This window comes from Psychromarinibacter sp. S121, assembly GCF_049801035.1.
In the GTDB taxonomy this organism is placed as follows: Bacteria; Pseudomonadota; Alphaproteobacteria; order Rhodobacterales; family Rhodobacteraceae; genus Psychromarinibacter.
The window spans coordinates 95,585-117,535 of sequence record NZ_JBNAGE010000004.1 but is presented as its reverse complement, the minus strand read 5'-3'; the positions used below and the strand labels follow the sequence as shown (position 1 = coordinate 117,535).

The 21,951-nt window shown below is 65.2% G+C and carries 25 protein-coding genes; 16 read left to right on the top strand and 9 right to left on the bottom strand.

Annotated elements, in window-relative coordinates:
• The first annotated feature begins 103 nt into the window (after positions 1–103).
• On the top strand, positions 104–1,357 hold the full coding sequence (locus ACP156_RS19150; RefSeq protein WP_425052981.1) for an alpha/beta hydrolase: 1,254 nt from the start codon (positions 104–106) through the stop codon (positions 1,355–1,357).
• On the opposite strand, the gene ACP156_RS19145 is transcribed toward ACP156_RS19150, so the two are convergent.
• The gene (locus tag ACP156_RS19145; RefSeq protein ID WP_425052980.1) at positions 1,354–2,139 is read right to left on the bottom strand and encodes an esterase/lipase family protein; all 786 of its coding nucleotides are present in this window, start codon (positions 2,137–2,139) and stop codon (positions 1,354–1,356) included. The two genes, ACP156_RS19150 and ACP156_RS19145, sit on opposite strands and share 4 nt — an antisense overlap.
• A gap of 64 nt (positions 2,140–2,203) precedes the next feature.
• The gene (gene mdh, locus ACP156_RS19140; RefSeq protein ID WP_425052979.1) at positions 2,204–3,166 is read right to left on the bottom strand and encodes a malate dehydrogenase; all 963 of its coding nucleotides are present in this window, start codon (positions 3,164–3,166) and stop codon (positions 2,204–2,206) included.
• Positions 3,167–3,344: 178 nt separating this feature from the next.
• Here mdh and ACP156_RS19135 point away from each other — a divergent pair, with 178 nt between their 5' ends.
• Positions 3,345–4,094: a sulfite exporter TauE/SafE family protein gene (locus ACP156_RS19135; RefSeq protein ID WP_425052978.1), complete on the top strand. Its 750-nt coding sequence runs from the start codon at positions 3,345–3,347 to the stop codon at positions 4,092–4,094.
• Between the two features lie 20 nt (positions 4,095–4,114).
• Here the strand turns inward: ACP156_RS19135 and ACP156_RS19130 are convergent, their stop codons facing one another.
• Positions 4,115–4,429, bottom strand: a complete 315-nt coding sequence (locus tag ACP156_RS19130; protein ID WP_425052977.1) for a hypothetical protein — start codon at positions 4,427–4,429, stop codon at positions 4,115–4,117.
• 317 nt (positions 4,430–4,746) lie between these two features.
• Here ACP156_RS19130 and ACP156_RS19125 point away from each other — a divergent pair, with 317 nt between their 5' ends.
• The 14 genes from ACP156_RS19125 to ACP156_RS19060 all read left to right on the top strand — a co-directional run bounded on the left by ACP156_RS19125 (position 4,747) and on the right by ACP156_RS19060 (position 15,127).
• Positions 4,747–5,607, top strand: coding sequence for an HpcH/HpaI aldolase/citrate lyase family protein (locus ACP156_RS19125; protein WP_425052976.1), 861 nt, complete (start codon positions 4,747–4,749; stop codon positions 5,605–5,607).
• Positions 5,604–6,164, top strand: coding sequence for an NnrU family protein (locus ACP156_RS19120; protein ID WP_425052975.1), 561 nt, complete (start codon positions 5,604–5,606; stop codon positions 6,162–6,164). Before ACP156_RS19125 ends, ACP156_RS19120 begins: the two co-directional genes overlap by 4 nt.
• Before the next feature lie 7 nt (positions 6,165–6,171).
• Entirely contained in the window at positions 6,172–6,378 is a 207-nt protein-coding gene (locus tag ACP156_RS19115) for a DUF1737 domain-containing protein (RefSeq protein ID WP_425052974.1), read from the top strand.
• The gene (locus ACP156_RS19110; protein ID WP_425052973.1) at positions 6,378–7,406 is read left to right on the top strand and encodes a MaoC family dehydratase; all 1,029 of its coding nucleotides are present in this window, start codon (positions 6,378–6,380) and stop codon (positions 7,404–7,406) included. Before ACP156_RS19115 ends, ACP156_RS19110 begins: the two co-directional genes overlap by 1 nt.
• A 131-nt stretch (positions 7,407–7,537) precedes the next feature.
• Positions 7,538–8,284, top strand: a complete 747-nt coding sequence (locus ACP156_RS19105) for a DUF4344 domain-containing metallopeptidase (protein ID WP_425052972.1) — start codon at positions 7,538–7,540, stop codon at positions 8,282–8,284.
• Positions 8,285–8,485: 201 nt separating this feature from the next.
• Entirely contained in the window at positions 8,486–8,872 is a 387-nt protein-coding gene (sdhC, locus tag ACP156_RS19100) for a succinate dehydrogenase, cytochrome b556 subunit (protein ID WP_425052971.1), read from the top strand.
• Between the two features lie 11 nt (positions 8,873–8,883).
• Positions 8,884–9,255 (top strand): succinate dehydrogenase, hydrophobic membrane anchor protein, encoded by a 372-nt coding sequence (gene sdhD, locus ACP156_RS19095; RefSeq protein ID WP_425052970.1) that lies wholly within the window; start codon positions 8,884–8,886, stop codon positions 9,253–9,255.
• A 10-nt stretch (positions 9,256–9,265) separates the two neighbouring features.
• Entirely contained in the window at positions 9,266–11,071 is a 1,806-nt protein-coding gene (gene sdhA, locus ACP156_RS19090) for a succinate dehydrogenase flavoprotein subunit (RefSeq protein WP_425052969.1), read from the top strand.
• A gap of 99 nt (positions 11,072–11,170) precedes the next feature.
• A complete protein-coding gene (locus tag ACP156_RS19085) occupies positions 11,171–11,821 on the top strand; it encodes a class I SAM-dependent methyltransferase (RefSeq protein WP_425052968.1) in 651 nt (216 codons plus the stop codon).
• Positions 11,818–12,573 (top strand): hypothetical protein, encoded by a 756-nt coding sequence (locus tag ACP156_RS19080; protein ID WP_425052967.1) that lies wholly within the window; start codon positions 11,818–11,820, stop codon positions 12,571–12,573. Before ACP156_RS19085 ends, ACP156_RS19080 begins: the two co-directional genes overlap by 4 nt.
• Before the next feature lie 27 nt (positions 12,574–12,600).
• Positions 12,601–13,383 (top strand): succinate dehydrogenase iron-sulfur subunit, encoded by a 783-nt coding sequence (locus tag ACP156_RS19075; protein ID WP_425052966.1) that lies wholly within the window; start codon positions 12,601–12,603, stop codon positions 13,381–13,383.
• Positions 13,384–13,476: 93 nt separating this feature from the next.
• Complete coding sequence (locus ACP156_RS19070) at positions 13,477–13,677, top strand: hypothetical protein (protein WP_425052965.1); 201 nt, start codon at positions 13,477–13,479, stop codon at positions 13,675–13,677.
• 212 nt (positions 13,678–13,889) lie between these two features.
• Positions 13,890–14,159 (top strand): hypothetical protein, encoded by a 270-nt coding sequence (locus ACP156_RS19065; protein WP_425052964.1) that lies wholly within the window; start codon positions 13,890–13,892, stop codon positions 14,157–14,159.
• A 110-nt stretch (positions 14,160–14,269) separates the two neighbouring features.
• Positions 14,270–15,127 carry an urea carboxylase-associated family protein gene (locus ACP156_RS19060; protein ID WP_425052963.1) on the top strand — a complete coding sequence of 286 codons (858 nt, stop codon included), beginning with the start codon at positions 14,270–14,272 and terminating at the stop codon, positions 15,125–15,127.
• 2 nt (positions 15,128–15,129) lie between these two features.
• On the opposite strand, the gene ACP156_RS19055 is transcribed toward ACP156_RS19060, so the two are convergent.
• The 6 genes from ACP156_RS19055 to gspM form a co-directional block, all read right to left on the bottom strand.
• Positions 15,130–16,341, bottom strand: coding sequence for a type II secretion system F family protein (locus ACP156_RS19055; RefSeq protein ID WP_425052962.1), 1,212 nt, complete (start codon positions 16,339–16,341; stop codon positions 15,130–15,132).
• Positions 16,341–17,771, bottom strand: a complete 1,431-nt coding sequence (locus tag ACP156_RS19050) for a GspE/PulE family protein (RefSeq protein ID WP_425052961.1) — start codon at positions 17,769–17,771, stop codon at positions 16,341–16,343. Before ACP156_RS19050 ends, ACP156_RS19055 begins: the two co-directional genes overlap by 1 nt.
• 101 nt (positions 17,772–17,872) lie before the next feature.
• A complete protein-coding gene (gene gspD / locus ACP156_RS19045; RefSeq protein ID WP_425052960.1) occupies positions 17,873–19,804 on the bottom strand; it encodes a type II secretion system secretin GspD in 1,932 nt (643 codons plus the stop codon).
• Positions 19,791–20,648, bottom strand: coding sequence for a type II secretion system protein N (locus tag ACP156_RS19040; protein ID WP_425052959.1), 858 nt, complete (start codon positions 20,646–20,648; stop codon positions 19,791–19,793). The genes gspD and ACP156_RS19040 overlap by 14 nt, the downstream gene beginning before the upstream one ends.
• Positions 20,649–20,735: 87 nt before the next feature.
• Positions 20,736–21,461: a type II secretion system protein N gene (gene gspN, locus ACP156_RS19035; RefSeq protein WP_425052958.1), complete on the bottom strand. Its 726-nt coding sequence runs from the start codon at positions 21,459–21,461 to the stop codon at positions 20,736–20,738.
• Positions 21,458–21,949, bottom strand: a complete 492-nt coding sequence (gene gspM, locus ACP156_RS19030; RefSeq protein WP_425052957.1) for a type II secretion system protein GspM — start codon at positions 21,947–21,949, stop codon at positions 21,458–21,460. The genes gspN and gspM overlap by 4 nt, the downstream gene beginning before the upstream one ends.
• Positions 21,950–21,951: the final 2 nt, after the last annotated feature.

Genomic DNA, 21,951 nt, shown 5'->3' with positions numbered 1-21,951 from the left:
AGCATAGCACACCGAAGGCGATTGCGCGCCGTGCGTTGACCGGGCCGGGCTGCGCGTTCTATCCCGTGACGTGCACAGTCAGCCACACGGGAAGCAGGCCGGCATGTTCAAGTGGATCTTCGCGGCGGTCCTTCTGGTCGGCGGCGCTGTCGGCGCCTTCTACATGTTCGTGCACCCGCCGGTCCGGCTGATGACGCCGCCTTTGGTCTACGAGTACGAAGGCGAGACGATCCTTGCCACCTTGCCCGAGCAGGCTCTGGATGGCCGCATCGACATCTTCTACGCGACCAACCGCTTTCCGATCGGCCTGGGGGAGGCCCAGACCTACACGATCGCGCCGGACCGGACCCTGCGGGCCGGGTCCGCAACCCTGCGGATCGGAGACGAGACCACGACGCTTGAGCAGATCCGCGCATGGACGACGCAAGCGGAAGGGGACGCGCGGCCCTACCTGCATCTTGAGGCTTTGAACGAAAAAGCGGTGCTGCCCGATAGCGGTGATCCGGATGCGGCAGCGCGAGAATGGTTCGCAGCCATCGATGCCGCGATGCAGGTGCGGCAGACGAAGAACATCCTGATCTTCGTTCACGGCGCGAATACCACGCTGGAACGCGCGGCCGGCCATGCCTCGCAGCTACAGCACTATTCCGGCGATGCCGCGGTGGTGGTGCTGTTCACATGGCCCACCGCCGAGAACTTCCTGTTCTATCTTCGCGACATCAAACGCGCGTCTGCCAGCGCCCCTCATCTGGCTCGGCTGATCTCGCTGCTTGCGGACAATACAGTGGCCGAGAAAATCGACCTGTTCTCGTACAGCTCCGGCGGGACGGTGGCCAGCAGCGGCCTTGCGCTTCTGGCCGAGGAAGACCCGGAGGGCGCGGACCGGTTGGGCGAGGTCGTACATATCGCGCCCGACGCCTCTTTGCGGCTGTTCGTCGAAGAGCTTCGCCTTTATGCGCCGCTGGCCGACAGGGTCACGACATTCCTGAACCTCGCCGACAGCGCGCTGCGGCTGGCGAACATCATGACGGGCGAGTCCCGTGCGGGGCGGCCCGACGTGCGCAAGCTAAGCGAAGAAGACACGCAGTTCGCGCTGGAGGCTGCCCTGTCCCACGAACTGCAGGTGGTGCAGATCACCCCGCGTAGCATGCCGGATGTCGCGCGGACCTCGCACACCTACTGGTACGACAATCAGTGGGTCAGCAATGACCTGATCCTGACGCTTGCCTTGGATCTGTCGCCCGAGGCGCGGGGGCTGGACCCTCATGTGGCCGAAGCCGGTGCGCCGTTCTGGACCTTTCCCGAGGACTACGCCGACCGCATTCGCCGCGGGCTTGAGGCGCTGAGGCGGGACTAGCGATCTTCGTCCTGAACGTGCCGGGCGATGCGCCGCATCAGCTCGGGCCACGTCAGGTCGTGGTCGAACGCGCCGGTCCGAATGAAGATGATCGCCTGCGCGATGACCAGCGGATTGTTCATCATGAAGGTGTGGGTCGTCGGCAGCACGATGTGATCGGCCATGCCTTCGACCTTGGTGCTTTCGACCGAGACGGTGCCATCGTCCGGCCCCGGGATCATCGGCGAGAACACCGGGTTGACCGAGACGTTGCCGGCGATCACGCCGAGATCGAAGTCGACGGGCGGCAGAAGATTGACGATGCCTTCGGTGCCCAGCTGGCTTCCGGCAGGGCCGGTCAGATACTCGAACAGTTTCTGTCCAAGCATCTTGTCGACCACTTCCGAGCCTTGGTTGGGGGGCGCCAGCATGACGGCGCGGTGGAAGGCCGGCAGGTCTTTGATCGCAAGATACGCCCGCAGGATGATGCCGCCCATCGAGTGCGTGATGAAGTTGATCGGCCGGTCGCCGCAGTCTTCGATGGCGCGTTCGACATAGTCCAGAAGATCCCGGATGTCGCCGTCGCGCGAGGGATAGCCGCGGTTCACGACGTAGAAATCCGCGGCCTCCAGCATTTCTTCCGTTACCGTCAGGGACACGTCAGAGCGACCTAGACCGTGCAGCAGGATCAGACATTCGCCGTCGCCCTGCGCGGCGGCGGGCGATGCCAGTGCTGCAACGCAAAACGCCGCCATGCGCAGGCTGCGCTTGGCGGCGTTTGCAAGGGATCGGCTGGAAGACATCTTCCGGATCCTTCGTTGGGTATCCGGGTGCCGCCGGTCAGCGGCGCCCGGACACCTCCTGTTCTCAGGACAGGCTGTCGTCGATGCCTTTGCAGGCCTCGACCAGACCTTTGACGGCGTCGACCGATTTGTCGAACATCGTCTGCTCTTCCTTGTTGAGCTTGATGTCCACGACCTTCTCGACACCGCCGGCGCCGATGATCGTGGGCACGCCCACGTACATGCCCTTCACGCCCAGTTCGCCGTCGCAGTAGGCGGCGCAGGGCAGCAGGCGCTTCTGGTCCTTCAGGTAGGCCTCGGCCATTTCGATGGCGCTGGTGGCCGGGGCGTAGAAGGCCGAACCCGTCTTCAGAAGGCCGACGATCTCGGCGCCGCCGTCACGGGTGCGCTGCAGGATCGCGTCCAGTTTGTCTTGGGTGGTCCAGCCCATTTCCACGAGGTCGGGAAGGGGGATGCCGCCGACGGTCGAATAGCGGACCGAGGGAACCATGGTGTCGCCGTGGCCGCCGAGAACGAAGGCGGTGACGTCTTTCATCGACACGCCGAATTCCAGCGACAGGAAGTGGCGGAAGCGGGCCGAGTCCAGCACGCCGGCCATGCCGCAGACCTTGTTCGCGGGCAGGCCCGAGAACTGCTGCAGCGCCCAGACCATCGCGTCGAGCGGGTTGGTGATGCAAATCACGAACGCATCCGGAGCGTGCGTCTTGATGCCTTCACCGACCGACTTCATGACCTTGAGGTTGATGCCCAGCAGGTCGTCGCGGCTCATGCCCGGCTTGCGCGGCACACCGGCGGTCACGATGCAGACGTCGGCGCCGGCGATGTCGGCGTAGTCCTGCGTGCCCTTCAGCGCGGCGTCGAAGCCTTCCGAGGGGCCGGATTCCGCGATGTCCAGCGCCTTGCCTTCCGGGACGCCCTCGGCGATGTCGAACAGGACGACGTCGCCCAGTTCCTTCATTGCCGCCAGATGAGCGAGCGTACCACCGATCTGTCCCGCCCCGATCAGGGCAATTTTCGGTCTGGCCATTTGATCCTGTCTCCGGTCCAGTTGATTTTCCACGCGATGCCTAGTCCTTCCCTTGCTGCGGCGCAAGGCGCGCAGGGCGGGCGTGCGAATCGTGACGCACGGTATGCGATGGGGTACAAACTGCGTCGAACCGTTACAAGTGTCCGCTGCGTAAGAAGAATTGGGCCGAGGGAAGAAAATGGAACTGGATCCTGTGTTCTTCGCCGTCGCGGTGCCCGCAGTGCTGTTCGCAGGGGTTTCCAAGGGCGGGTTCGGGTCGGGTGCGGCCTTCGCCGCGACGCCGCTTCTGGCGCTGATTCTGGAGCCGGGGCAGGCTCTGGGCCTGATGCTTCCGCTGCTGATGCTGATGGACATCGGCGCGCTACGCCCGTTCTGGCGCCAATGGCACTGGCCCTCGGCGCGGGCATTGCTGATCGGGTCGGTGCCGGGTGTCGCGCTTGGCGTCGCATTGTGGAGCGTTGCCGATGCCGATGTGATCCGCCTGCTGATCGGGGCGGTGTCGCTGGGCTTCGTGGCGTTCCGAGGCGCCGGCGCGCTGGGTCTGCTGCGGACGGTGCGGCCGCTGTCTGACCGGGCGGGCATCGTCGCCGGGATTGTCGCGGGTTTCACCAGTTTCGTCAGTCACGCGGGCGGGCCGCCGGCGGCGGTCTACCTGCTGTCGCGCCCGCTCAGCAAAACAGAGTTTCAGGCCACGACCGTCCTTGTGTTCTGGCTGGTGAACCTTTTGAAGTTCCCGCCCTACGCGGGCCTCGGGATCTTCACGCGCCAAACCTTGCTGGCGGACCTGCTGCTGGCGCCGCTGGCCTTCGCCGGGGTCTGGCTGGGCGTGTGGATGCACCGGCGAGTGTCGGGGCGACTGTTCTTCGCCCTGACCTATGTTTTCCTGACCTGCGCGGGGCTAAAGCTGATCTGGGACGCGCTGAGCTGATCCCGCGCCCCGCCCGAGGCTCACAGCCGGATGCCGGCCGGTGTCAGTTCTTCGTCCAGCCGTTCGAAGGACTGGCCAGAGGCGACAAGGCAGGTCAGGCCGTTCGGCATGGTGACCGTGATGGTCCAGGTGCCGGTTTCGGTGGATGCGAAAACCTCGACCACCGAGTTGTTGGCGCCCATGCCCATCGACTGCCGGCTTTCGCCATAGCCTTCGGCAAGGCGGTCGACGACGGTTTCGCGATCCGCGCAATTGCGGCCCTGGCCGAACGCCTGACCCGCAACAAGGACACAGGCACCGACACCAAGAGAGAGGGCGAGAAACGAGTGTTTCATTTGTCTTTCCCTTTTTCTGTCAGGCGCATCCGTCCTTGCCTGCCAAGCGGCGGGCGGTCGCACCTTCGAACCAAAACATGCCAGCCGTCGCTTCCGCGTTCTGCCGGAGACCGTCTGCACGGCCCTTCCCCTGACGAGTGGCGTGACCTCAAGGTGCTGCGAACTGGCCAAAAAATGGTTAACGGCTCGGCCGTCAAACGCGTCAAAATCGCAAGTTTTTGAAAACTATCGCTATTCTGCGCTGCGGCAAAACAAACCTTGCCACACGCTGCGGGTCGTGATCGTTTTCCGGGCGTAGCTAGAGGAGAGCGAGAATCATGACGGAAACCACGAAACCCTATCGTTCCGTCCTGTATATTCCCGGCTCGAAGGACCGTGCGCTGGACAAGGCGCGCACGCTTGCCGCCGACGCGATCATCTTCGATCTCGAAGACGCCGTTGCCGCCGATGAGAAGGCGAACGCCCGCGAGACCCTCGCCGCCGCGCTTGCCGCCGGAGGTTATGGCGCGCGGGCCAAAATCGTGCGGGTCAACGGGCTGGATACCGATTGGGGCGCCGATGACGTCGCGATGGCCGCGAAGGCGAAGCCGGATGCGATCCTTCTGCCCAAGGTCGGCTCTGCCGCCGATCTGGACGCGGTGGCAGAACTTGCGCCCGGCATCGACCTTTGGGCGATGATCGAGACGCCCGCGGGCATTCTGCACGCCGAGGAAATCGCCGCCCATCCGCGCCTGAAAGGCATGGTGATGGGCACCAACGACCTTGCCAAGGAACTGAACTGCCGGTTCCGCGCCGACCGTCTGCCGCTGATCACCAGCCTGCTAATCGCCCTGCTTGCCGCGCGGGCGCATGGCGTGACCTGCGTCGACGGCGTCTACAATGCCTTCAAGGACGAAGACGGCCTGCGCGCGGAATGCGAACAGGGCCGCGACATGGGCTTTGACGGCAAGACGCTGATCCACCCGGCGCAGCTTGCCATCGCGAACGCCGCCTTCGCGCCGTCCGAGGATGAAGTCGACCTTGCCCGCCGGCAGATCGAAGCCTTCGAGACCGCAGAGGCGGACGGGCAGGGCGTCGCCGTGCTGGATGGCCGGATCGTCGAGAACCTGCACGTCGCCACGGCCCGCGCCACGCTGGCCCGCGCGGCGGCGATCGCCGCACTGGAGTTGGCGCAATGATCCTTCTGCTTCTGGGTATCTTCCTGTGGTGGGCCGCCCACCTGTTCAAGCGCATGGCCCCGGCGCAGCGCACGGCAATGGCCGAACAGATGGGCGATGCGTCGAAAGGCGTGATCGCGCTGGCGCTGCTGGTCTCGCTGGTCCTCATGGTGTTGGGCTTCCGCTGGAGCGAGTGGGTTCCGGTCTATGAACCGCCCTCGTGGGGGCGGCACCTGAACAACCTGCTGATGCTGATCGCCGTGGCGCTGTTCGGCGTGGGCAATTCCAAAAGCCGCCTGCGGTCGAAGCTGCGCCACCCGATGCTGATGGGCATGCTGACATGGTCCGTCGCGCACCTGCTGGTCAACGGCGACCTGTCGTCGGTTCTGCTGTTCGGGCTGCTGGGCATATGGGCCATCGTCGAGATGGTCGTGATCAACCGGGCAGAGCCGATCTGGACCCCCTGGCAGGGCGGCAGCATGTCTGGCGACGTGCGTCTGGGGGTCATCACCCTCGTGGTTTTCGCGGTGATCGCGGCGATCCACACGTGGCTCGGCTATCCTCCGTTCCCTATGTGAGAGTGACATGAAAGCCTATCGACTGCTGACCGAGGAAGACACCTCGGCCTTTTGCCACAAGGTGACGCTGGCCCTGTCCAAAGGATGGGAACTGCACGGCTCGCCCGCTTATGCGTTCGATGCCGAGACCGGCAAGATGCGTTGCGCGCAAGCGGTCACCAAGGACGTGGATGGCGTCGACTACGACCCCGACATGAAGCTTGGGCAATTGTGATGTCGAAGACAGCGGCAGGCCGATTCTTCGAGGATTACCAACCCGGACAAGTGATCCGTCACGCCGTGCCGCGCACGGTGACCTTGGGCGAGCGCGCCTTGTATCATGCGCTCTACCCGGCGCGGCACGCGCTGGCGTCGTCCGACGCTTTTGCCCGCGCCTGCGGGCTGCCGGCCTCGCCGCTGGACGACCTTGCCGCCTTCCACGTGGTGTTCGGCAAGACGGTGCCGGACGTGTCGCTGAACGCGGTCGCGAACCTTGGTTATGCCGAGGGCCGCTGGCTGAAACCGGTCTGGCCGGGCGACACCCTGCGGTCCGAGTCCGAGGTGATCGGCGTCAAGGAGAACTCCAACGGCAAATCCGGGGTGGTCTGGGTGCGTACGCGGGGCCTGAACCAGAACGACGAACCGGTGCTGGAATACGTACGCTGGGTCATGGTGCGGAAGGGCAACCTGTCGGCGCCTGCGCCCGAAACGGTGATCCCGGACCTTGCGAAGGCCGTCGATCCATCGGCGCTGGTGATCCCGGACGGGCTGGATTTCAGCGGCTACGATTTCGGTCTGGCCGGAGAGCCGCACCGCTGGGGCGACTACGAGGTGGGAGAGACCATCGACCATGTCGATGGCGTCACCATCGAGGAAGCCGAGCACATGATGGCGACCCGCCTGTGGCAGAACACGGCCAAGGTCCATTTCGACGCCACTTACCGCCCGGACGGCAAGCGGCTGATCTACGGTGGCCACGTGATCTCGATGGCGCGGGCGCTGTCGTTCAACGGGTTGGCCAACGCGCAGTTGATCGTCGGTCTGAACGGCGGAGCGCATGCGAACCCCTGTTTCGCCGGAGACACCGTTCGCGCATGGTCCGAGGTGCTGGATAAGGCGGAGACCCCGGCGCCCGGCGTCGGTGCGATCCGGCTGCGGTTGGTGGCCACCACGGGTGCGCCGTTCGTGCTGAAGGGCGACGATGGGAAGTACCTGCCCGAGGTCTTGCTGGACCTCGATTACTGGGCATTGATGCCGGTTTAAGGCGGCTGGCAGGGTCGGGCATGTCACCGATGGCCAGCCGGAAAGGCCTTCCAGCCACAGGCACGCTTGTGCGAACCGAAGACCGTTCGAGGGTCTTGACCGGAATCGCGCACGGGGCCTTAATCCGCGGCATGAAACAAGTCATTGCCTTGCTCATTGCCCTTAGCGTCGCGCTTCCTGCCAATGCCGCCCGGTTGCGGCAGGAACGTCACGACTACCTCGACGCCAACCTGCGCGCGATCTTTTATCACGAACTGGGGCACGCCCTGATCGACGTGATGAAGCTGCCGATCTTCGGACAGGAAGAAGACGCCGCCGATGTGCTTTCGGTGTTCCTGATCGACGCGTTGTTCGACAACGATGTGGCGGTCGAGATGGCGTATCACACCGCCACAGGCTTTCTTGGCGAGGCGAAGAACAGCGGCGGTGTCGAGCCCGCCTACTGGGACGTGCATGGACCCGACCTTCAGCGCTATTATACCTTCGTCTGCCTGTTTTATGGCGCCAAGCCGGACCTGCGCCGCAATGTCGCGCGGGACCTCGAGTTGCCCGAACCGCGACAGGCGACCTGCCGCGACGAATACGAGCAGGCTCGGGAAAGCTGGGGCGAAGTGATCAAGCGGCTTTACGAGAACGGGCCGGGCAGTTCGATCCGCTTCCTTGCGGACCACCGCGTCGACGAATACGGGCGCTTTACCGCGAATGCGCTGGAACAGATGATCGACGAGATGAACGCCGAGATGTCGCTGCCGAAGCGTGTTCTGGTTCGGGTCGAGGAATGCGGCACCGCCAATGCCTTCTATGACGGCAAAACCCGCGAGATCATCATGTGCACCGAGTTCGCGCGCTATCTGCACGACCTTGCGCCGAACCGCTGAGGCTGCTTGCCCGGCGGGATTCGCGGAACTGCGACCGTTAGCGCCGAAACTGTGATCACACGCTTGATTTCTGTGATCACAACGCGCGGAAATTCGGAAAATGCGGCAATTTTCCACCGTGCCATTGCAGCATTCCCACGTGACTTGCCCTGAAAACATACGTTATGGGAAGGGCAGCCACCGCCACGCAAAGGAGCCGACATGCCAGACAAACCCGTGGAACGGCCTCTCTCTCCATTCATGCTGGGGCAGTATTACCGCCTCCAGATAACGTCGGTCAGTTCGCTGCTGACCCGGATCACCGGCAACGCCCTGATCGTCGCCGCGTTTCTGATCGTCTGGTGGCTGGTCGCCATCGCGTCGGGGCCCGAATATTTCGAACCGGTCAACCGCTTCATGACATCGTGGTTCGGTGATCTCGTGTTCACCCTTTCCGCGCTGGGCATGTGGTACCACTATCTTGCCGGGCTGCGGCACTTCCTGTTCGACGCGGGCCGTGGGCTCGAGGTCGAGACGGCGGAGAAGCTGGGCTGGGCCTGCATCATCGGCTCGGTCGTGCTGACCCTGCTGACCATCATCATCGTCTGACGGAGGCGTTCATGCGTTATCTGACCGCCCGCAAGCGCGCCGAGGGCAAGGGCGCCGCCCACCACGGGACCGAGCACCACTGGTATATGACGGTTTCCGGTGCGGGGCTGGCCCTGCTGGTGCCGATCTTCATCTTCATTTTCGGCCGCGCCCTTGGCGGCAGTTATGAAGAAGTCGTCGCGACCTTCGGCCGCCCGTTCCCTGCCATCATCACCGGTCTCGTGATCGTCGTCGGCCTGCGCCACTTCGTCAGCGGCTTCACGATGATGGTCGAGGATTACACCCACGGCACCACGCGCAAGCTGCTGGTGATCGGTGTGATCACAGTTTCCTACTTCCTCATGGCCGCCGGTCTCTTCGCGCTGGCCAAGATCGCACTTTAAGGAGCCTCCCATGGCCGCTTACGACTACGAGACGCATGATTATGACGTCGTGGTGATCGGGGCCGGTGGCTCCGGTCTGCGCGCGACGCTGGGCATGGCCGAACAGGGCCTGCGCACCGCCTGCGTCACCAAGGTGTTCCCGACCCGGTCCCACACCGTTGCCGCACAGGGTGGCATCGCCGCCTCGCTTGGCAACATGGGGCCGGACAGCTGGCAATGGCACATGTACGACACCGTGAAAGGGTCGGACTGGCTGGGCGACACCGATGCGATGGAATATCTTGCGCGCGAGGCGCCGAAGGCTGTCTACGAGCTGGAACACTACGGCGTTCCGTTCTCGCGGACCGAGGAAGGCAAGATCTACCAGCGCCCGTTCGGCGGCCACACCACCGAGTTCGGCGAAGGCCCCCCGGTGCAGCGGACCTGCGCCGCGGCCGACCGGACCGGTCACGCGATCCTGCACACGCTGTACGGCCAGTCGCTGAAGCAGCAGGCCGAGTTCTACATCGAATATTTCGCCATCGACCTTCTGATGTCCGAGGATGGCGCCTGTCGCGGGGTCCTCGCATGGAAACTCGACGACGGCACGATGCACGTGTTCAATGCCAAGACCGTGGTGCTGGCCACCGGCGGCTATGGCCGGGCCTACTTCTCGGCCACCTCGGCGCACACCTGCACAGGTGACGGCGGCGGCATGGTGGCCCGTGCGGGCCTTGCGCTGCAGGACATGGAATTCGTGCAGTTCCACCCGACCGGCATTTACGGTTCGGGCTGCCTGATTACCGAGGGCGCCCGCGGTGAGGGCGGCTATCTGACCAACTCGGAAGGCGAGCGGTTCATGGAGCGCTATGCGCCCCAGTACAAGGACCTCGCGCCGCGCGACTACGTCAGCCGTTCGATGACGATGGAAATTCGCGAGGGTCGCGGTGTGGGCGAACATGGCGACCACATCCACCTGAACCTGTCGCACCTGCCGGCCGAGGCGCTGGCCGAACGTCTGCCGGGCATCTCGGAATCGGCGAAGATCTTCGCCGGTGTCGACGTGACCAAGGAACCGATCCCGGTTCTGCCGACCGTGCACTACAACATGGGCGGCGTTCCCACGAACTATTGGGGCGAGGTGCTCAACCCGACCGCCGAGGATCCGACCGCGATCGTTCCGGGCCTGATGGCCGTGGGCGAGGCTGGCTGTGCCTCTGTTCACGGTGCGAACCGGCTGGGTTCGAACTCGCTGATCGACCTTGTGGTCTTCGGCCGTGCCGCCGCGATCCGCGCCGGCAAGGTGGTCGACGCCGACACCGCCGTCCCGGCTGCGCCGAAGGCTGCCATCGACAAGGCCTTCGACCGGTTCGACGCGGTGCGCAACGCCAGCGGCGGCACGCCGACGGCCGATCTGCGTGACGAGATGCAGCGCACGATGCAGGCCGACGCCGCCGTGTTCCGCGCCAGCGAGTCGTTGAAAGAGGGCGTCGAGAAGATGACCGCCATCGCGGCCAAGCTGGACGACCTGAAGGTCACCGACCGGTCGCTGGTCTGGAACTCGGACCTGATGGAAACGCTGGAACTGACCAACCTCATGCCCAATGCGCTGGCGACCATCGTCGGAGCCGAGGCGCGGCAGGAGAGCCGTGGCGCCCACGCGCACGAGGACTTCCCGAACCGCGACGACGACAAGTGGCGCGTCCACACCGTCAGCCGCGTCGACGGCAACAAGGTGGACCTGACCTATCGTCCGGTCATCACCGACCCGCTGTCGACCGAGGACGAAGGCGGCATCAGCCTGAAGAAGATCGCGCCGAAAGCGCGGACGTTCTGAGCAGCTGATGCCAGCCGGTCATCGCATAGCCACAGGGGACTCCCCCCGGTCCTGCCGGTTCGTCCGGCAGGCAACGGCGATGCGCGGTCCGGTGCTGCCATGAAATGGCTGTTCTCGAAGAAACGGAAGCGTCCCTTCACCGGGTCCGGTGACTATTGGGTTCAGCGATACGGCGACGGGCGCACCTTTGGTTCCGGCAGCTACGGACGGCTGGCGGAGTACAAGGCCGGCTTTATCAACGATTTCGTTCGTGACAACGGCATTGGCGCTGTCATTGAGTTTGGCTCGGGCGACGGTAATCAGGCGTCGATGTTCGACTTCGCGGACTACACCGGCGTCGATCTGGTGCCGCAGGTGGTGGAAGCCGCCCGCGCACGGTTCGCGGACCGTCCCGGATGGCGGTTCCTGACCGTGGCGGAGGATGTGGCAGAGGCTGGTCGCTATGATTTGGCGATGTCGCTCGACGTGATCTATCACCTCGTCGAGGACGACGTATTCGAGGCTTACATGACGCGCCTCTTCGCTGCGTCGGATCGGTTCGTTCTGGTCTATGCCTCCGACGTCGATATGGTCGATACCGGAAACGCCCACGTCCGGCACCGCCGTTATTCCGACTGGGTGGCAGCGAATGCACCTGACTTCCGCGAAGCCGGCGCATGGGACCAGCCCTATCCGGCGGCGCCCAGCCAGGAAACGCGGGCCACGAGCTTTGCCGCGTTCAAACTCTTCGAGCGGCGGAGGCTGTCATGATCGTCGCCAACCTCGCCACCTATCCGCCGCGCCGCGATGCGCTGCTGCCGGTCGTGCAGGCCATCGCGCCGCAGGTCGATCGGCTGAACGTCGTGCTGAACCAGTACGACGACACGCTGCCCGAGCTGAGCGGTATCGCGAACGTCGAACAGATCATCCCGGACTACGACACCAAGGACGTCGGGAAATTCTATCCCGACGTGTCCGGCGCCGAGTATGTGTTTCTGATCGATGACGATCTGATCTATCCCGCCGATTTCGTGTCAAAAACGATCGAACGGTTCGACGCATTGGGGTCGGGAAAGTTCATGGGCGGCTATCATGCCTCGCTTTACACCAAGCCCGAATTCTCTCTGAGCCCGAAGAAGCTGCTGAAGCGGCTGCGCTACTCCGACGACCGCATCGCCGACTATCGCAAGCCCTACCGCTTCTACGAGCAACTGAACGCGCCGGTCGTCGTGGATCAGGTCGCCACCAATGCCGCCATCCTGCGCGGCGCCGATTTCCCGCCGCATGACTTCATGGCTGGAAGCCAGAAGTTCGTGGACGTTCGTCTTGCTGCCTGGTGCTTTCAGCACGGCATCCGCCCCGTCGCCCTGCCCAAGGACGCCGGCTGGCTGGGGGAAGTCCGGTTCGAGGAAACGATCTTCCGCGATTTCACCCGTAAAAACCCGCCGCATGTCGCAGCCGAGATCTGGAGCTATGCCTTCAAGGTCGAAGGGCGTGGCATGCCACTAAACCCGCCCGCCTGACCCAGCGGCCCGAAACGGAGACATCTGATGGTTCAACTGACCCTCCCCAAGAACTCCCGCATCCGCACCGGCAAGACCTGGCCGAAGCCCGAGGGCGCTACGAACGTCCGCGAGTTCAAGATCTATCGCTGGAACCCGGATGACGGTGAGAACCCGCGTGTGGACACGTACTTCCTCGACATGGACAAGTGCGGCCCGATGGTTCTGGACGCGCTGATCAAGATCAAGAACGAGATCGACCCGACGCTGACCTTCCGCCGTTCCTGCCGCGAAGGCATCTGCGGGTCCTGCGCGATGAACATCGACGGCATCAACACACTGGCCTGCATCTACGGGATGGAGGACATCAAGACCCCGGTGGTGAAGATCTACCCGCTGCCGCACATGTCGGTGGTCAAGGACCTGATCCCGGACCTGACGCACTTCTACGCGCAGCATGCCAGCATCATGCCGTGGCTGGAAACCAAGACAAACCGCCCGCAGAAAGAGTGGAAGCAGTCCATCGAGGACCGCAAGAAGCTTGACGGTCTGTACGAGTGCGTCATGTGCGCCTCGTGCTCGACGTCGTGCCCCTCCTACTGGTGGAACTCCGACCGCTACCTTGGCCCGGCGGCTCTGCTGCACGCGTACCGCTGGATCATCGACAGCCGTGACGAAGCGACGGGCGAGCGTCTGGACGACCTTGAGGATCCGTTCAAGCTGTACCGCTGCCACACGATCATGAACTGCGCCAAGACCTGTCCGAAGGGTCTGAACCCGGCCGCAGCGATTGCCGAGATCAAGCGCATGATGGTCAACCGGATCGTCTGAGCTATCTGAACCGAAGTGAATGGGCCGCGCCGGGGAAACGGGGCGGCCCTTTTCGTTCTGACGCCGCCATTGCGGCCTTCAACCGGTGGTCCCGTGATCCTATTCGTCTTCCTCGCCATCGGAGTGGTCGCCTACCTCTGGTGGAAACGGACCCATACGACGCTGACGCGCGACTGCCGCTGGCGGCAGGACAAGCCTGCTGGGGACTGGCATTGCGTCGCCTGTGGTGCGCGAACCGTTCCGCCCGAGGGCCAGTCGCCACGCAACTGCCTGAGGTCGGCGCGCGCCGGCTGATCGCAGGCGACTGACCGCATTGTTACAACCTTGCCACAGGATCGGCGGAGCCGCGCCGGTCTTCGGCCGGATTCCGGCCTGTTGCCGGGGGGTAAGGTTTTTGTGACTTTGCCGGAATCGGAAGCCGTGGCTAGTTGGCAAAAAAGAGCAGAACAAAAAACACGGTGAATGTGATGATTGCAATTCGAGAGAACTCCCGCGCGTTTCGGATCATGCCGCGCCGCACGTCGATGATTTCAATTGGCAGAGGCACCAAGGCAAAATCGGGCTTCGACGGGGACACCATCCGCAGCCAGTGGCAGGCAATTTACGCCTTCTGCACGATGGATGAACTGGAACTGGAGCTGAACCGGCTTCAGCGCGAACGCGCCGCGATGCGCGACTGCGAAACGACCGAGAAGCGCGCCCGCCGGATCAACCGGATCCGGACCGAGCTTGTCGATGCCCGGATCGCCTTGCTGACGGCGCGCTCGGACGGCTGACGGTTCCCGCGTCCGCCCGGTGCTTTACGCGCCGGGGCGGATCGTCCTACATCGGTCCCGACCACGCGGTGGCGGCGTATCAGCCGCCCCGCGAATGGAAGGGGACTCTGATGACCGACACACCCGGCACTCCGCCCGCCGACGCCGAGGCGCGTCGCGCCATCCCGCCTGTTGTGGCGTATCCCGACGACACGCTGCCTGAGCCGGACCTAACGCTGTACACCCGTGTCCGTGCCAGCGCCGAGAAGGTGTTTGAAACGCAGGCCGCTCCGCGCGACGCCGCGACCTTCCGCGTGCCGGCTGGCCACTTCTTCCGTATCACTTCTATCGAGGGGCCACAGGTCGGGGACCTGAACCTGTGGGCCGCCGATGACCTGACAGAGCGGTTCTTCTCGGGCAAAACCCGCGCGCTGCACGGAACCCATGTCACCACCGGTGACCGGTTATGGAGCAGTCTTCCCTACCTGCGACCGATGGCGACCGTCGTCGAGGATACGCTGGGGTGGTACGGAACCGACCCGCATGGCGGGCGGGTGCATGACGTAATCGGAACGCGCTGCGATCCTTATACGCATCGCCTGTTGACGGGCGGCGAGTATCACCACTGCTGCCATTCCAACCTGTCCCGCGCCTTGGCCGCCGAAACCGGGATGCCGGTGCGCGAGGCCGAGATGTACGTGCATGATGTTCTGAACGTCTTCATGTGCACCGGTTTCACGCCGGACACCGGGCAGTATTTCATGAAGGCCAGCCCGGTGCGTCCCGGCGACTACCTCGAATTCTTCGCCGAGATCGACCTGCTGGGCGCGCTGTCGGCCTGTCCCGGCGGCGACTGTTCCGCCGAGCATTCCAGCGACGCCGCCGCCTGCCATCCGCTGCTGATCGAAGTCTTCGCGCCTGCGCCCGGTGCGCTGGAGGGGTGGGAGCCTGCAAAAGTGAACGCGTACAGCCGAGGCCACGGGCTCTGACGCTACTGCATTACCGCCGATTGAAGATCGAAGATCGGCAGCAGGACCGCCAGTACGACGATCAGGACGAAGCCGCCGACCAGCATCATCAGGACCGGGTCGAGTATCGCCGCGAGCCGTTTGCGGTCATTCGCGAGCCATGTTTCGACCAGCACGGCGGCGCGTTCCGCCATCGGGGCGAGCCGTGCCGAGTCCTCTCCCACGCGGATCAGCTGCAACGCCACCGGCGGCAGGATCGGGAACCGCTTGAGCGCCATGCCAAGGCTTTCGCCCTGCCGGACAGCCGTCACGACCGCATCGGCCTCGGCCCGGTGGGTCGAGACGTCGACCACCTCTGCCGCGCCGGTGGCGGCGTTCAGCGCGGTCTGACGGCTGCCCAGCACGACAGCCATCGTGCGAAGATACTGCGCCGCGATGGTCATCCGCTTGAGCCGGCCGAACACGGGGATCCTAAGTCCCGCGCGCCGCATCCGGTCGCGCCCTGCCGGTGTGCGCCATGTCACCACGACCCCGAGGACGGCGGCAATCAGCCCGAGGCACAGCGCCAGCCAATGCGCCTCGATCCAGCCGGAGACGCCCAGAACGGTGCGGGTGATGCCGGGCAGGGGCTGGCCCGTGACCTCGAACATGCCGACCAGTTCCGGGGCGACGGTGGTGACGAGGATCGCGCAGACCACCAGCGACACGGCCGCCACGAAACCGGGATAGACCAGCGCCGTCGCGATCTCTGCGCGGTTCGCGCCCTGCGCTTCCAGATAGTCGGCCAACCCGCCGAATACCGCCGCGAGTTCCCCCGAGCCCTCTCCGGCTCGAAGGCTGGATGCGTAGTAGGGTGCGAACCCGGCACGGCTGCTGTCGATGGCGTCGGATAGCGGATAGCCTTCGAGTGTTGCAGCTTTCAGCCCGGCGGCGAAGGCCTGCATCGACTTCGATCCATCGCTTTCGATCACCGCGTCCAACGCGTTCTCGATCGGCAGGTCGGCGGCCAGCAACACCGCCATCTGCCGCGTGAAGAGCGCGCGTTCGTCGGCGTCGAGTTTTCCCCCGCGCCGCGCCGGACCGTCCCGTTTCGCCCCGGCGCGCGCCTCGATCTCCGAGGCCATCAGACCCTGCGCCTTCAACGCGTCGATCGCTGCCCGCTCGGATTCCGCAACCAGCGTACCCGTCCGGCGCTGGCCCTTCGCGGTATAGGCGACGTAGGCGAAGGGCTGCACTAGAGGTCGCCCAGCACGCGGCGCACTTCGGCGAGACTGGTGCGGCCTTCGGCAGCCAGTGCGAGGCCCTGCGCCAGAAGCGTGCCATCCTTCGCAACCGCCATCTTCCGCAACTCCAGTTCGCTGGCATTCTCGCCGATCCGCGCCGACAGCGTCTCGTCTACCTCGACGATCTCGAACACGCCCTGCCGCCCGGCATAGCCGGTGCCGCCACAGGCGTCGCATCCGTTTGCGTGATGCAGTTCGGCCGGGGCATCGATCCCGGCGGCGCGGAACAGTGCGCCGTCCTCGGGGCCGGCAGGTTCAGAGGTCGCGCAGGTGCACAGCTTCCGCAGAAGGCGCTGCGCAAGAATACCGCGCAGCGTCGCGGCGATCAGGTAGTTGTCGAGCCCGAGGTCACGCAACCGGGTCACCGCGGCAACCGAGTTGTTCGCATGCAGCGATGAAAACACGAGGTGCCCGGTCAGCGACGCCTGCGCCGCGACCTGCGCCGTCTCGCCATCGCGGATTTCGCCCACAAGGATCACGTCCGGGTCCTGCCGCAGCGTGGCCCGCAGCCCGGCGGCGAAGGTCATGCCGATCTCGGCGTTGGTCTGGGTCTGGCTGATGCCGGGCAGGTGATACTCGATCGGGTCCTCGACCGTGACGATGTTGCGCCGGCCATGGTCCGCGAGTTGCAGCAGGGAATACAGCGTCGTGGTCTTGCCGGACCCGGTGGGACCGGTCGCAAGCACGATGCCGTCGGGCCGGTCCGCCAGCCGCCGCAGCACCGCTTCCTGCGCGGGCTTCAGCCCCAGCGCGTCCAGCGGAAGCAGGCCGGAATGACGGTCCAGCATCCGCAAGACGACCCGCTCGCCGAACTGCCCGGGCAGGGTCGAGATCCGCACGTCGATGTCCCGCCCGCCATAGCGCAGCCCGATGCGCCCGTCCTGCGGCAGCCGCGTCTCGGCGGTGTCGAGCCCGGCCATCACCTTGAGCCGCGACACGACACGCTTCACCGGCACGTCGTCGCGGTCCATCACGGTGCGCAACATCCCGTCCACCCGAACGCGCGCGCGCAACCCGCCCTCGTGCGGTTCGACGTGAAGGTCCGAAGCCGTCGCGCGCACGGTGCGGCGCAGAAGCTGGTTCACCAGTTCGATCACAGGCGCTTCGGTCGCGTCTTCCAGAAGGTCGCGCATACCGGGGCCGTTGCGGGTTTCGAGGTCGAAGGACAGGTCTGCCTCGCCGTCCTCTGCGCCCTGGCGGTAGTGGGCGTTCAGAACCGCGTCGAAAGAGGCGGCCTCCACCTTTTCGATCCGCAGCGGACGGCGCATCCGCCGCCGCACCTCGCGCAGGCCGAACGCGGTGGCGCCGGGGCCGCACACAAGACGGTCTCCTTGCAGAACAAGCTGCTGGTCGCGGGCAAAGACGAAGGGCAGATCGGCCATGACGGAAATCTACCGCAAGCGAAGCGGGCTAGGCGAGGGGGAACAGAATTTTCGCGAAAATTCTGATGCCTCCGGCGGGGATATTTTCAGACCAAAGAAGCTCAGGGCGTGCTGAATTCCAGCCGCGACGGTAGCGGCGGGAAGGTGCGCGTGCGGGCGTAGGGGTCGATGAAGCCCGCGTCGAACGGTTGGTTCAGGTTGGCGCCGTCGAACGGGAAGCTGGACGGCGGCAGGTTCGGGTACTGATCGTCCGGGTTCGGCTTGATCGCATCCGAGGCGCGGCGAGCGTCCAGCGCCAGCTCCGCCGTCAGGCGATGCGCGTCCTCGTCATTGTGCACCACGCGGGGGCGCAGCAGAAGCAGCAGCACCCGCTGGTCGCGGTTCACGGACCGCCCGCGGAACAGGTTGCCGAACAGCGGCAGGTCCTTCAGGCCCGGCACACCCTGGTTCTCGGCGCCAGAGCCGTTCTCCAGCAGGCCGCCCAGCATGATGACACGACCGTCTCCGACCAGCACGTTGGTGTTCAGCGTCCGTTTCGAGGTGATTTCGCCGCCCGCGGCCGAGGTCGAGTTCGTGAGGTTCGACACCTCCTGCTCGATCGACATCCGCACGGTGGCGTCACCGGTGATCTGCGGGGTGACGCGCAGGGTCAGGCCGACGTCCTCGCGTTCGATGGTCTGGAACGGCGCGTCGGGCAGGGCGCTGTCGCCGACGGTGGAATAGCTGCCGGTGACGAAGGGCACCGACTGGGCCACGACGATCTCGGCTTCGGTGTTGTTCAGGGTCAGAACCGAGGGCGTCGACAGCAACCGCGCAGAGGTGGACCCCGTGAGCGCGGTGATGAACCCAAGGAAGCCGTCGTCGCCGTTCTGCTTGCCATAACCCAGCGTACCGCCCTGACCGGGGCTGATGGCGTTGCCGTCGATTGCGGCCGAGACCAGCGAGGTCAGCGAGGGGCGGCCGCCGATCGAGAACTCGGCGCCGCCGAACAGGGCGTTGTTCAGAAGAACCCCGAACTGGGCGGACAGGTCCGACAGGGTCTGCACCGAAAGCTCGAAGATGACGGCCTCGACAAGCACCTGGCTGGGGCGCTGGTCCAGACGGCGGATGGCGGCGGTGATGGTGCCGATGCGGTCCGCCGGCGCGGTGATCAGCAGCGAGTTGGTTTGCGGTTCGGCGACGATGGTCACCTCGCCCGGCTGGTCCTGCCCACCGGCAAGGACGGATCGGGCGATGACCGATTCAAGCTCGACCGCGTCGGCGTAGTTCAGGCTGACCACGGCGGTCGAGACGCTGCGCTGCGGGGTGTCGAGTTGAGTGACGACCTGCCGGATACGGCTGCGGAACTCGTCGTTGCCCGACACCACGATGGCGTTGGACCGCTGGTCCGCCGACAGGCTGCCGCCGGGCGGAACGATGTCCAGCGATTGCAGGGTGGCAAGGATCTCGGTCGCGATCGAATGGCTGAGCCGGATGGTTTCGATCGTTTGCGCCGCTGGCCGGTCCAACTGGTCGATCAGGCGCGCGATCCGTTCGATGTTCTCGCGCCGGTCGGAGATTACCAGAAGGCTTGACTGGTCGATGGTGGACACCACCGCCTCGGCCGGCAGAAGGGGGCGGATCACCTCGACCACCTGCGGAAGCGGGATGTTGCGGATCGCGAACACGCGTGTCTCGAAGGCGCCGCCCGCCGTCCTGACACGTTCTCCCGGCGCCAGTTCGCGGGCGAGGTCCAGCGGCACGATGCGGTCAACCTGCTGACCCTCGATGATGGTCAGACGGTTCAGTTCCAGCACGTTGAGGAAGACTTCGTACAGCGCGGCGGAGTTCACCGTCCCCGGCGCGATCACGGTCACGGTCCCCTGCACGCGTGCGTCCAGGGTGAAATTCCTGTTGGTCGCCTCTGCCACGATCTCGACGAAGCTACGCAGATCGGCGTCCCGAAGGTCGAGAGCGATCTGGGCACGTGCGGTCGTAAGCGTTGCGCAAATCAGCGCGAGGGCGACAAGGACTGCTCTGCTAACCTTGCCCAAGGTTGACCTTTATGATCTGGCGGGTTCCATCGCGAAGGATCTCTAGGTCGATGGTCCCGCCTTGCGTTATGGCGTCTGGCAGGTGTGCCAGCAGGTCTGGATTCTCCACCATGGACCCGTTGATGCGCAAGATTTTATCGCCGGTTCGCAGCCCGATGCGCTCATAAAGCTCGCCCTGTCGTATCCAGACCACATCCAGCGCGCTGGATCCGTCGTCTTCATCAGTCAGGACAAGACGCCCTGCGGCCTCGAACGTACGCTGAAGAAAACGCCGATCCATCCGCTCCATCGTCACGTCCACTTCGCCGAGCGTTTCCGGCGGCGGCGCCGGTTCCTCGGAGACGGTGGTCATGAACAGGCTGCTGTCGGTGCGTGTGACGGGGATCAGTTGCGGCAGGCCGCGCCACGTGATCCAGACGCCGTCATTGTCGATCTTCTCGACGACCTCGCCGCCTTCCAGTTCGTCGCCGACGCGGATCAGTTGCTGCAGGCCACCGGCCGAAACCAGCGCCCAGCCCTCGCGGTCGCCAGCGACGATCCCGGCGAGGATGTAATCGTAGCGGATTTCCGGTTCGGGCTCGGGCTGGGGCTCTGGCGCGGGTTCTGGGGCTGCCACCGGTTCGGGCTCGGGGGCGGGTTCCGGTGCGGGCGGCACCGTCCCGAACACATCGGGCCACTGTGGCGACAGCGCCGGGGCGGCCGCCAATACGACCGGAACGCCCGCAGGTTCGGGCGGCACGAAGGCATCACGGTCCGGAGTTGTTGCCGTCAGCGCGACGCTGCCCGCCGCGACTCCCAGAGCGGCGACAGAGGCGTATTGCGCGATGTTCGACAGGACGGTCATTGTTGAAATAGCTCCGATGTCCGCCAATGCATTAGGAAACCGGCGATTTCATGTCTATCACCGTTTGAGCCGTCGCGCCATTCCCGCTCAGCGTGTGGCCGCCGATCCCTCGATGATCCAGCCCGCACCGTCCGGGCGTCCGATACGGTCGAGCGCCGACACGATCTCGGGCGGCAGGTCTTCGCTTTCGGCGACGCGCAGGCTGTAGGTGAACAAGGTCTCGGTCAGAGTTCCACGCGCGTCGGCCTCTACCGGCGCGGCTCCATCGGACAGTGCCAGGTCTGCGGTCCAGTTGCCTTCCCGGTCCAGCGTCGCGTGCAGGGGGCCGCTGCCAAAGCCGGTGCCGGCGACGTTCGCCCCGACAACTTCGGCCGTGACATCCCCGGTGACTACGGGGGCTTCGTTCAAGCCGGTGACGTAGAGCACGCCCTGCGCGCCGGTGATGTCGCCGGTCACGCCGGGCACCAGTGCCGAGACCGGGCCGCTGCCATCGCTGATCCGGACCCGCATCGAGGTGGGCCAGAACGGGACCGACACACGTCCGACCGAGTCCACGCCGTCGCCGCGAAGACGCACGTTCCATTGCCAGCCGGACGCATTCGGCAATTGCGCGGTCCAGCTCACCGTCATTCCGGCAAAGGGCAGCCCGTCTGGCAAAATGGCGCTGCCTTTGCGGACGGTGGAGTCCGGCGTGACCGCATCCGTCCAGCCCGGCAAGTCGGTCACCGACCGCAGGTGCTGCATCCGTCCCTGCCATGCAAGGGCGACCAGCGCCCCGCCAAGGAACACAAGGATCAGGACAAGCACCCTCATTGCGACGGCTCGAGCACAAGCGAGGCGCGGGCCAGCCCCGGTTCGTCACGCTCGATCCGGAAGGCCGCGACGTCGTATCCCCAGGATGGCGCGACCTGCGCCAGCCAACCGATGAGATCGGTGAAGGGCACGGGGCCGAAGGCAATCTCCAGCCTGCCGCTCTCGCGGTTGGCAAGCTCGGTAACGCTTTCGCGCAGACCTACGGCGACAAGACTTTGCTCCAGCGTGCTCAGCCCCATGGGAGGCGGGGTGTCCTGCGCCGCCGTTTCTTCCAGTCCCGTTGGCGGAAGATCGGCGACGCGGGCGGCGACCCAATCGCGCAGGTCTTCGGCTTGGGTCACCGCGCTGCGGGCGTCCGCGCGGGCGTCGAGAAGCGGCACGGCAACGAGGAACAGCAGCGCCAGCGGTACGATCACGGCGGCCAGCAGCGCGAGAAGGATGCGTTCCCTGTCCGACAGCTGCGAAAGGCGATAGCTCAGGCGGTCCATCG

Bases quoted from the DNA above. Each gene is read 5' to 3' on its own strand.
- ACP156_RS19150 (WP_425052981.1), top strand. From the start codon at position 104: ATGTTCAAGTGGATCTTCGCGGCGGTCCTTCTGGTCGGCGGCGCTGTC.
- ACP156_RS19145 (WP_425052980.1), bottom strand. From the start codon at position 2,139: ATGTCTTCCAGCCGATCCCTTGCAAACGCCGCCAAGCGCAGCCTGCGC.
- mdh (WP_425052979.1), bottom strand. From the start codon at position 3,166: ATGGCCAGACCGAAAATTGCCCTGATCGGGGCGGGACAGATCGGTGGT.
- ACP156_RS19135 (WP_425052978.1), top strand. From the start codon at position 3,345: ATGGAACTGGATCCTGTGTTCTTCGCCGTCGCGGTGCCCGCAGTGCTG.
- ACP156_RS19130 (WP_425052977.1), bottom strand. From the start codon at position 4,429: ATGAAACACTCGTTTCTCGCCCTCTCTCTTGGTGTCGGTGCCTGTGTC.
- ACP156_RS19125 (WP_425052976.1), top strand. From the start codon at position 4,747: ATGACGGAAACCACGAAACCCTATCGTTCCGTCCTGTATATTCCCGGC.
- ACP156_RS19120 (WP_425052975.1), top strand. From the start codon at position 5,604: ATGATCCTTCTGCTTCTGGGTATCTTCCTGTGGTGGGCCGCCCACCTG.
- ACP156_RS19115 (WP_425052974.1), top strand. From the start codon at position 6,172: ATGAAAGCCTATCGACTGCTGACCGAGGAAGACACCTCGGCCTTTTGC.
- ACP156_RS19110 (WP_425052973.1), top strand. From the start codon at position 6,378: ATGTCGAAGACAGCGGCAGGCCGATTCTTCGAGGATTACCAACCCGGA.
- ACP156_RS19105 (WP_425052972.1), top strand. From the start codon at position 7,538: ATGAAACAAGTCATTGCCTTGCTCATTGCCCTTAGCGTCGCGCTTCCT.
- sdhC (WP_425052971.1), top strand. From the start codon at position 8,486: ATGCCAGACAAACCCGTGGAACGGCCTCTCTCTCCATTCATGCTGGGG.
- sdhD (WP_425052970.1), top strand. From the start codon at position 8,884: ATGCGTTATCTGACCGCCCGCAAGCGCGCCGAGGGCAAGGGCGCCGCC.
- sdhA (WP_425052969.1), top strand. From the start codon at position 9,266: ATGGCCGCTTACGACTACGAGACGCATGATTATGACGTCGTGGTGATC.
- ACP156_RS19085 (WP_425052968.1), top strand. From the start codon at position 11,171: ATGAAATGGCTGTTCTCGAAGAAACGGAAGCGTCCCTTCACCGGGTCC.
- ACP156_RS19080 (WP_425052967.1), top strand. From the start codon at position 11,818: ATGATCGTCGCCAACCTCGCCACCTATCCGCCGCGCCGCGATGCGCTG.
- ACP156_RS19075 (WP_425052966.1), top strand. From the start codon at position 12,601: ATGGTTCAACTGACCCTCCCCAAGAACTCCCGCATCCGCACCGGCAAG.
- ACP156_RS19065 (WP_425052964.1), top strand. From the start codon at position 13,890: ATGCCGCGCCGCACGTCGATGATTTCAATTGGCAGAGGCACCAAGGCA.
- ACP156_RS19060 (WP_425052963.1), top strand. From the start codon at position 14,270: ATGACCGACACACCCGGCACTCCGCCCGCCGACGCCGAGGCGCGTCGC.
- ACP156_RS19050 (WP_425052961.1), bottom strand. From the start codon at position 17,771: ATGGCCGATCTGCCCTTCGTCTTTGCCCGCGACCAGCAGCTTGTTCTG.
- ACP156_RS19040 (WP_425052959.1), bottom strand. From the start codon at position 20,648: ATGACCGTCCTGTCGAACATCGCGCAATACGCCTCTGTCGCCGCTCTG.
- gspN (WP_425052958.1), bottom strand. From the start codon at position 21,461: ATGAGGGTGCTTGTCCTGATCCTTGTGTTCCTTGGCGGGGCGCTGGTC.
- gspM (WP_425052957.1), bottom strand. From the start codon at position 21,949: ATGGACCGCCTGAGCTATCGCCTTTCGCAGCTGTCGGACAGGGAACGC.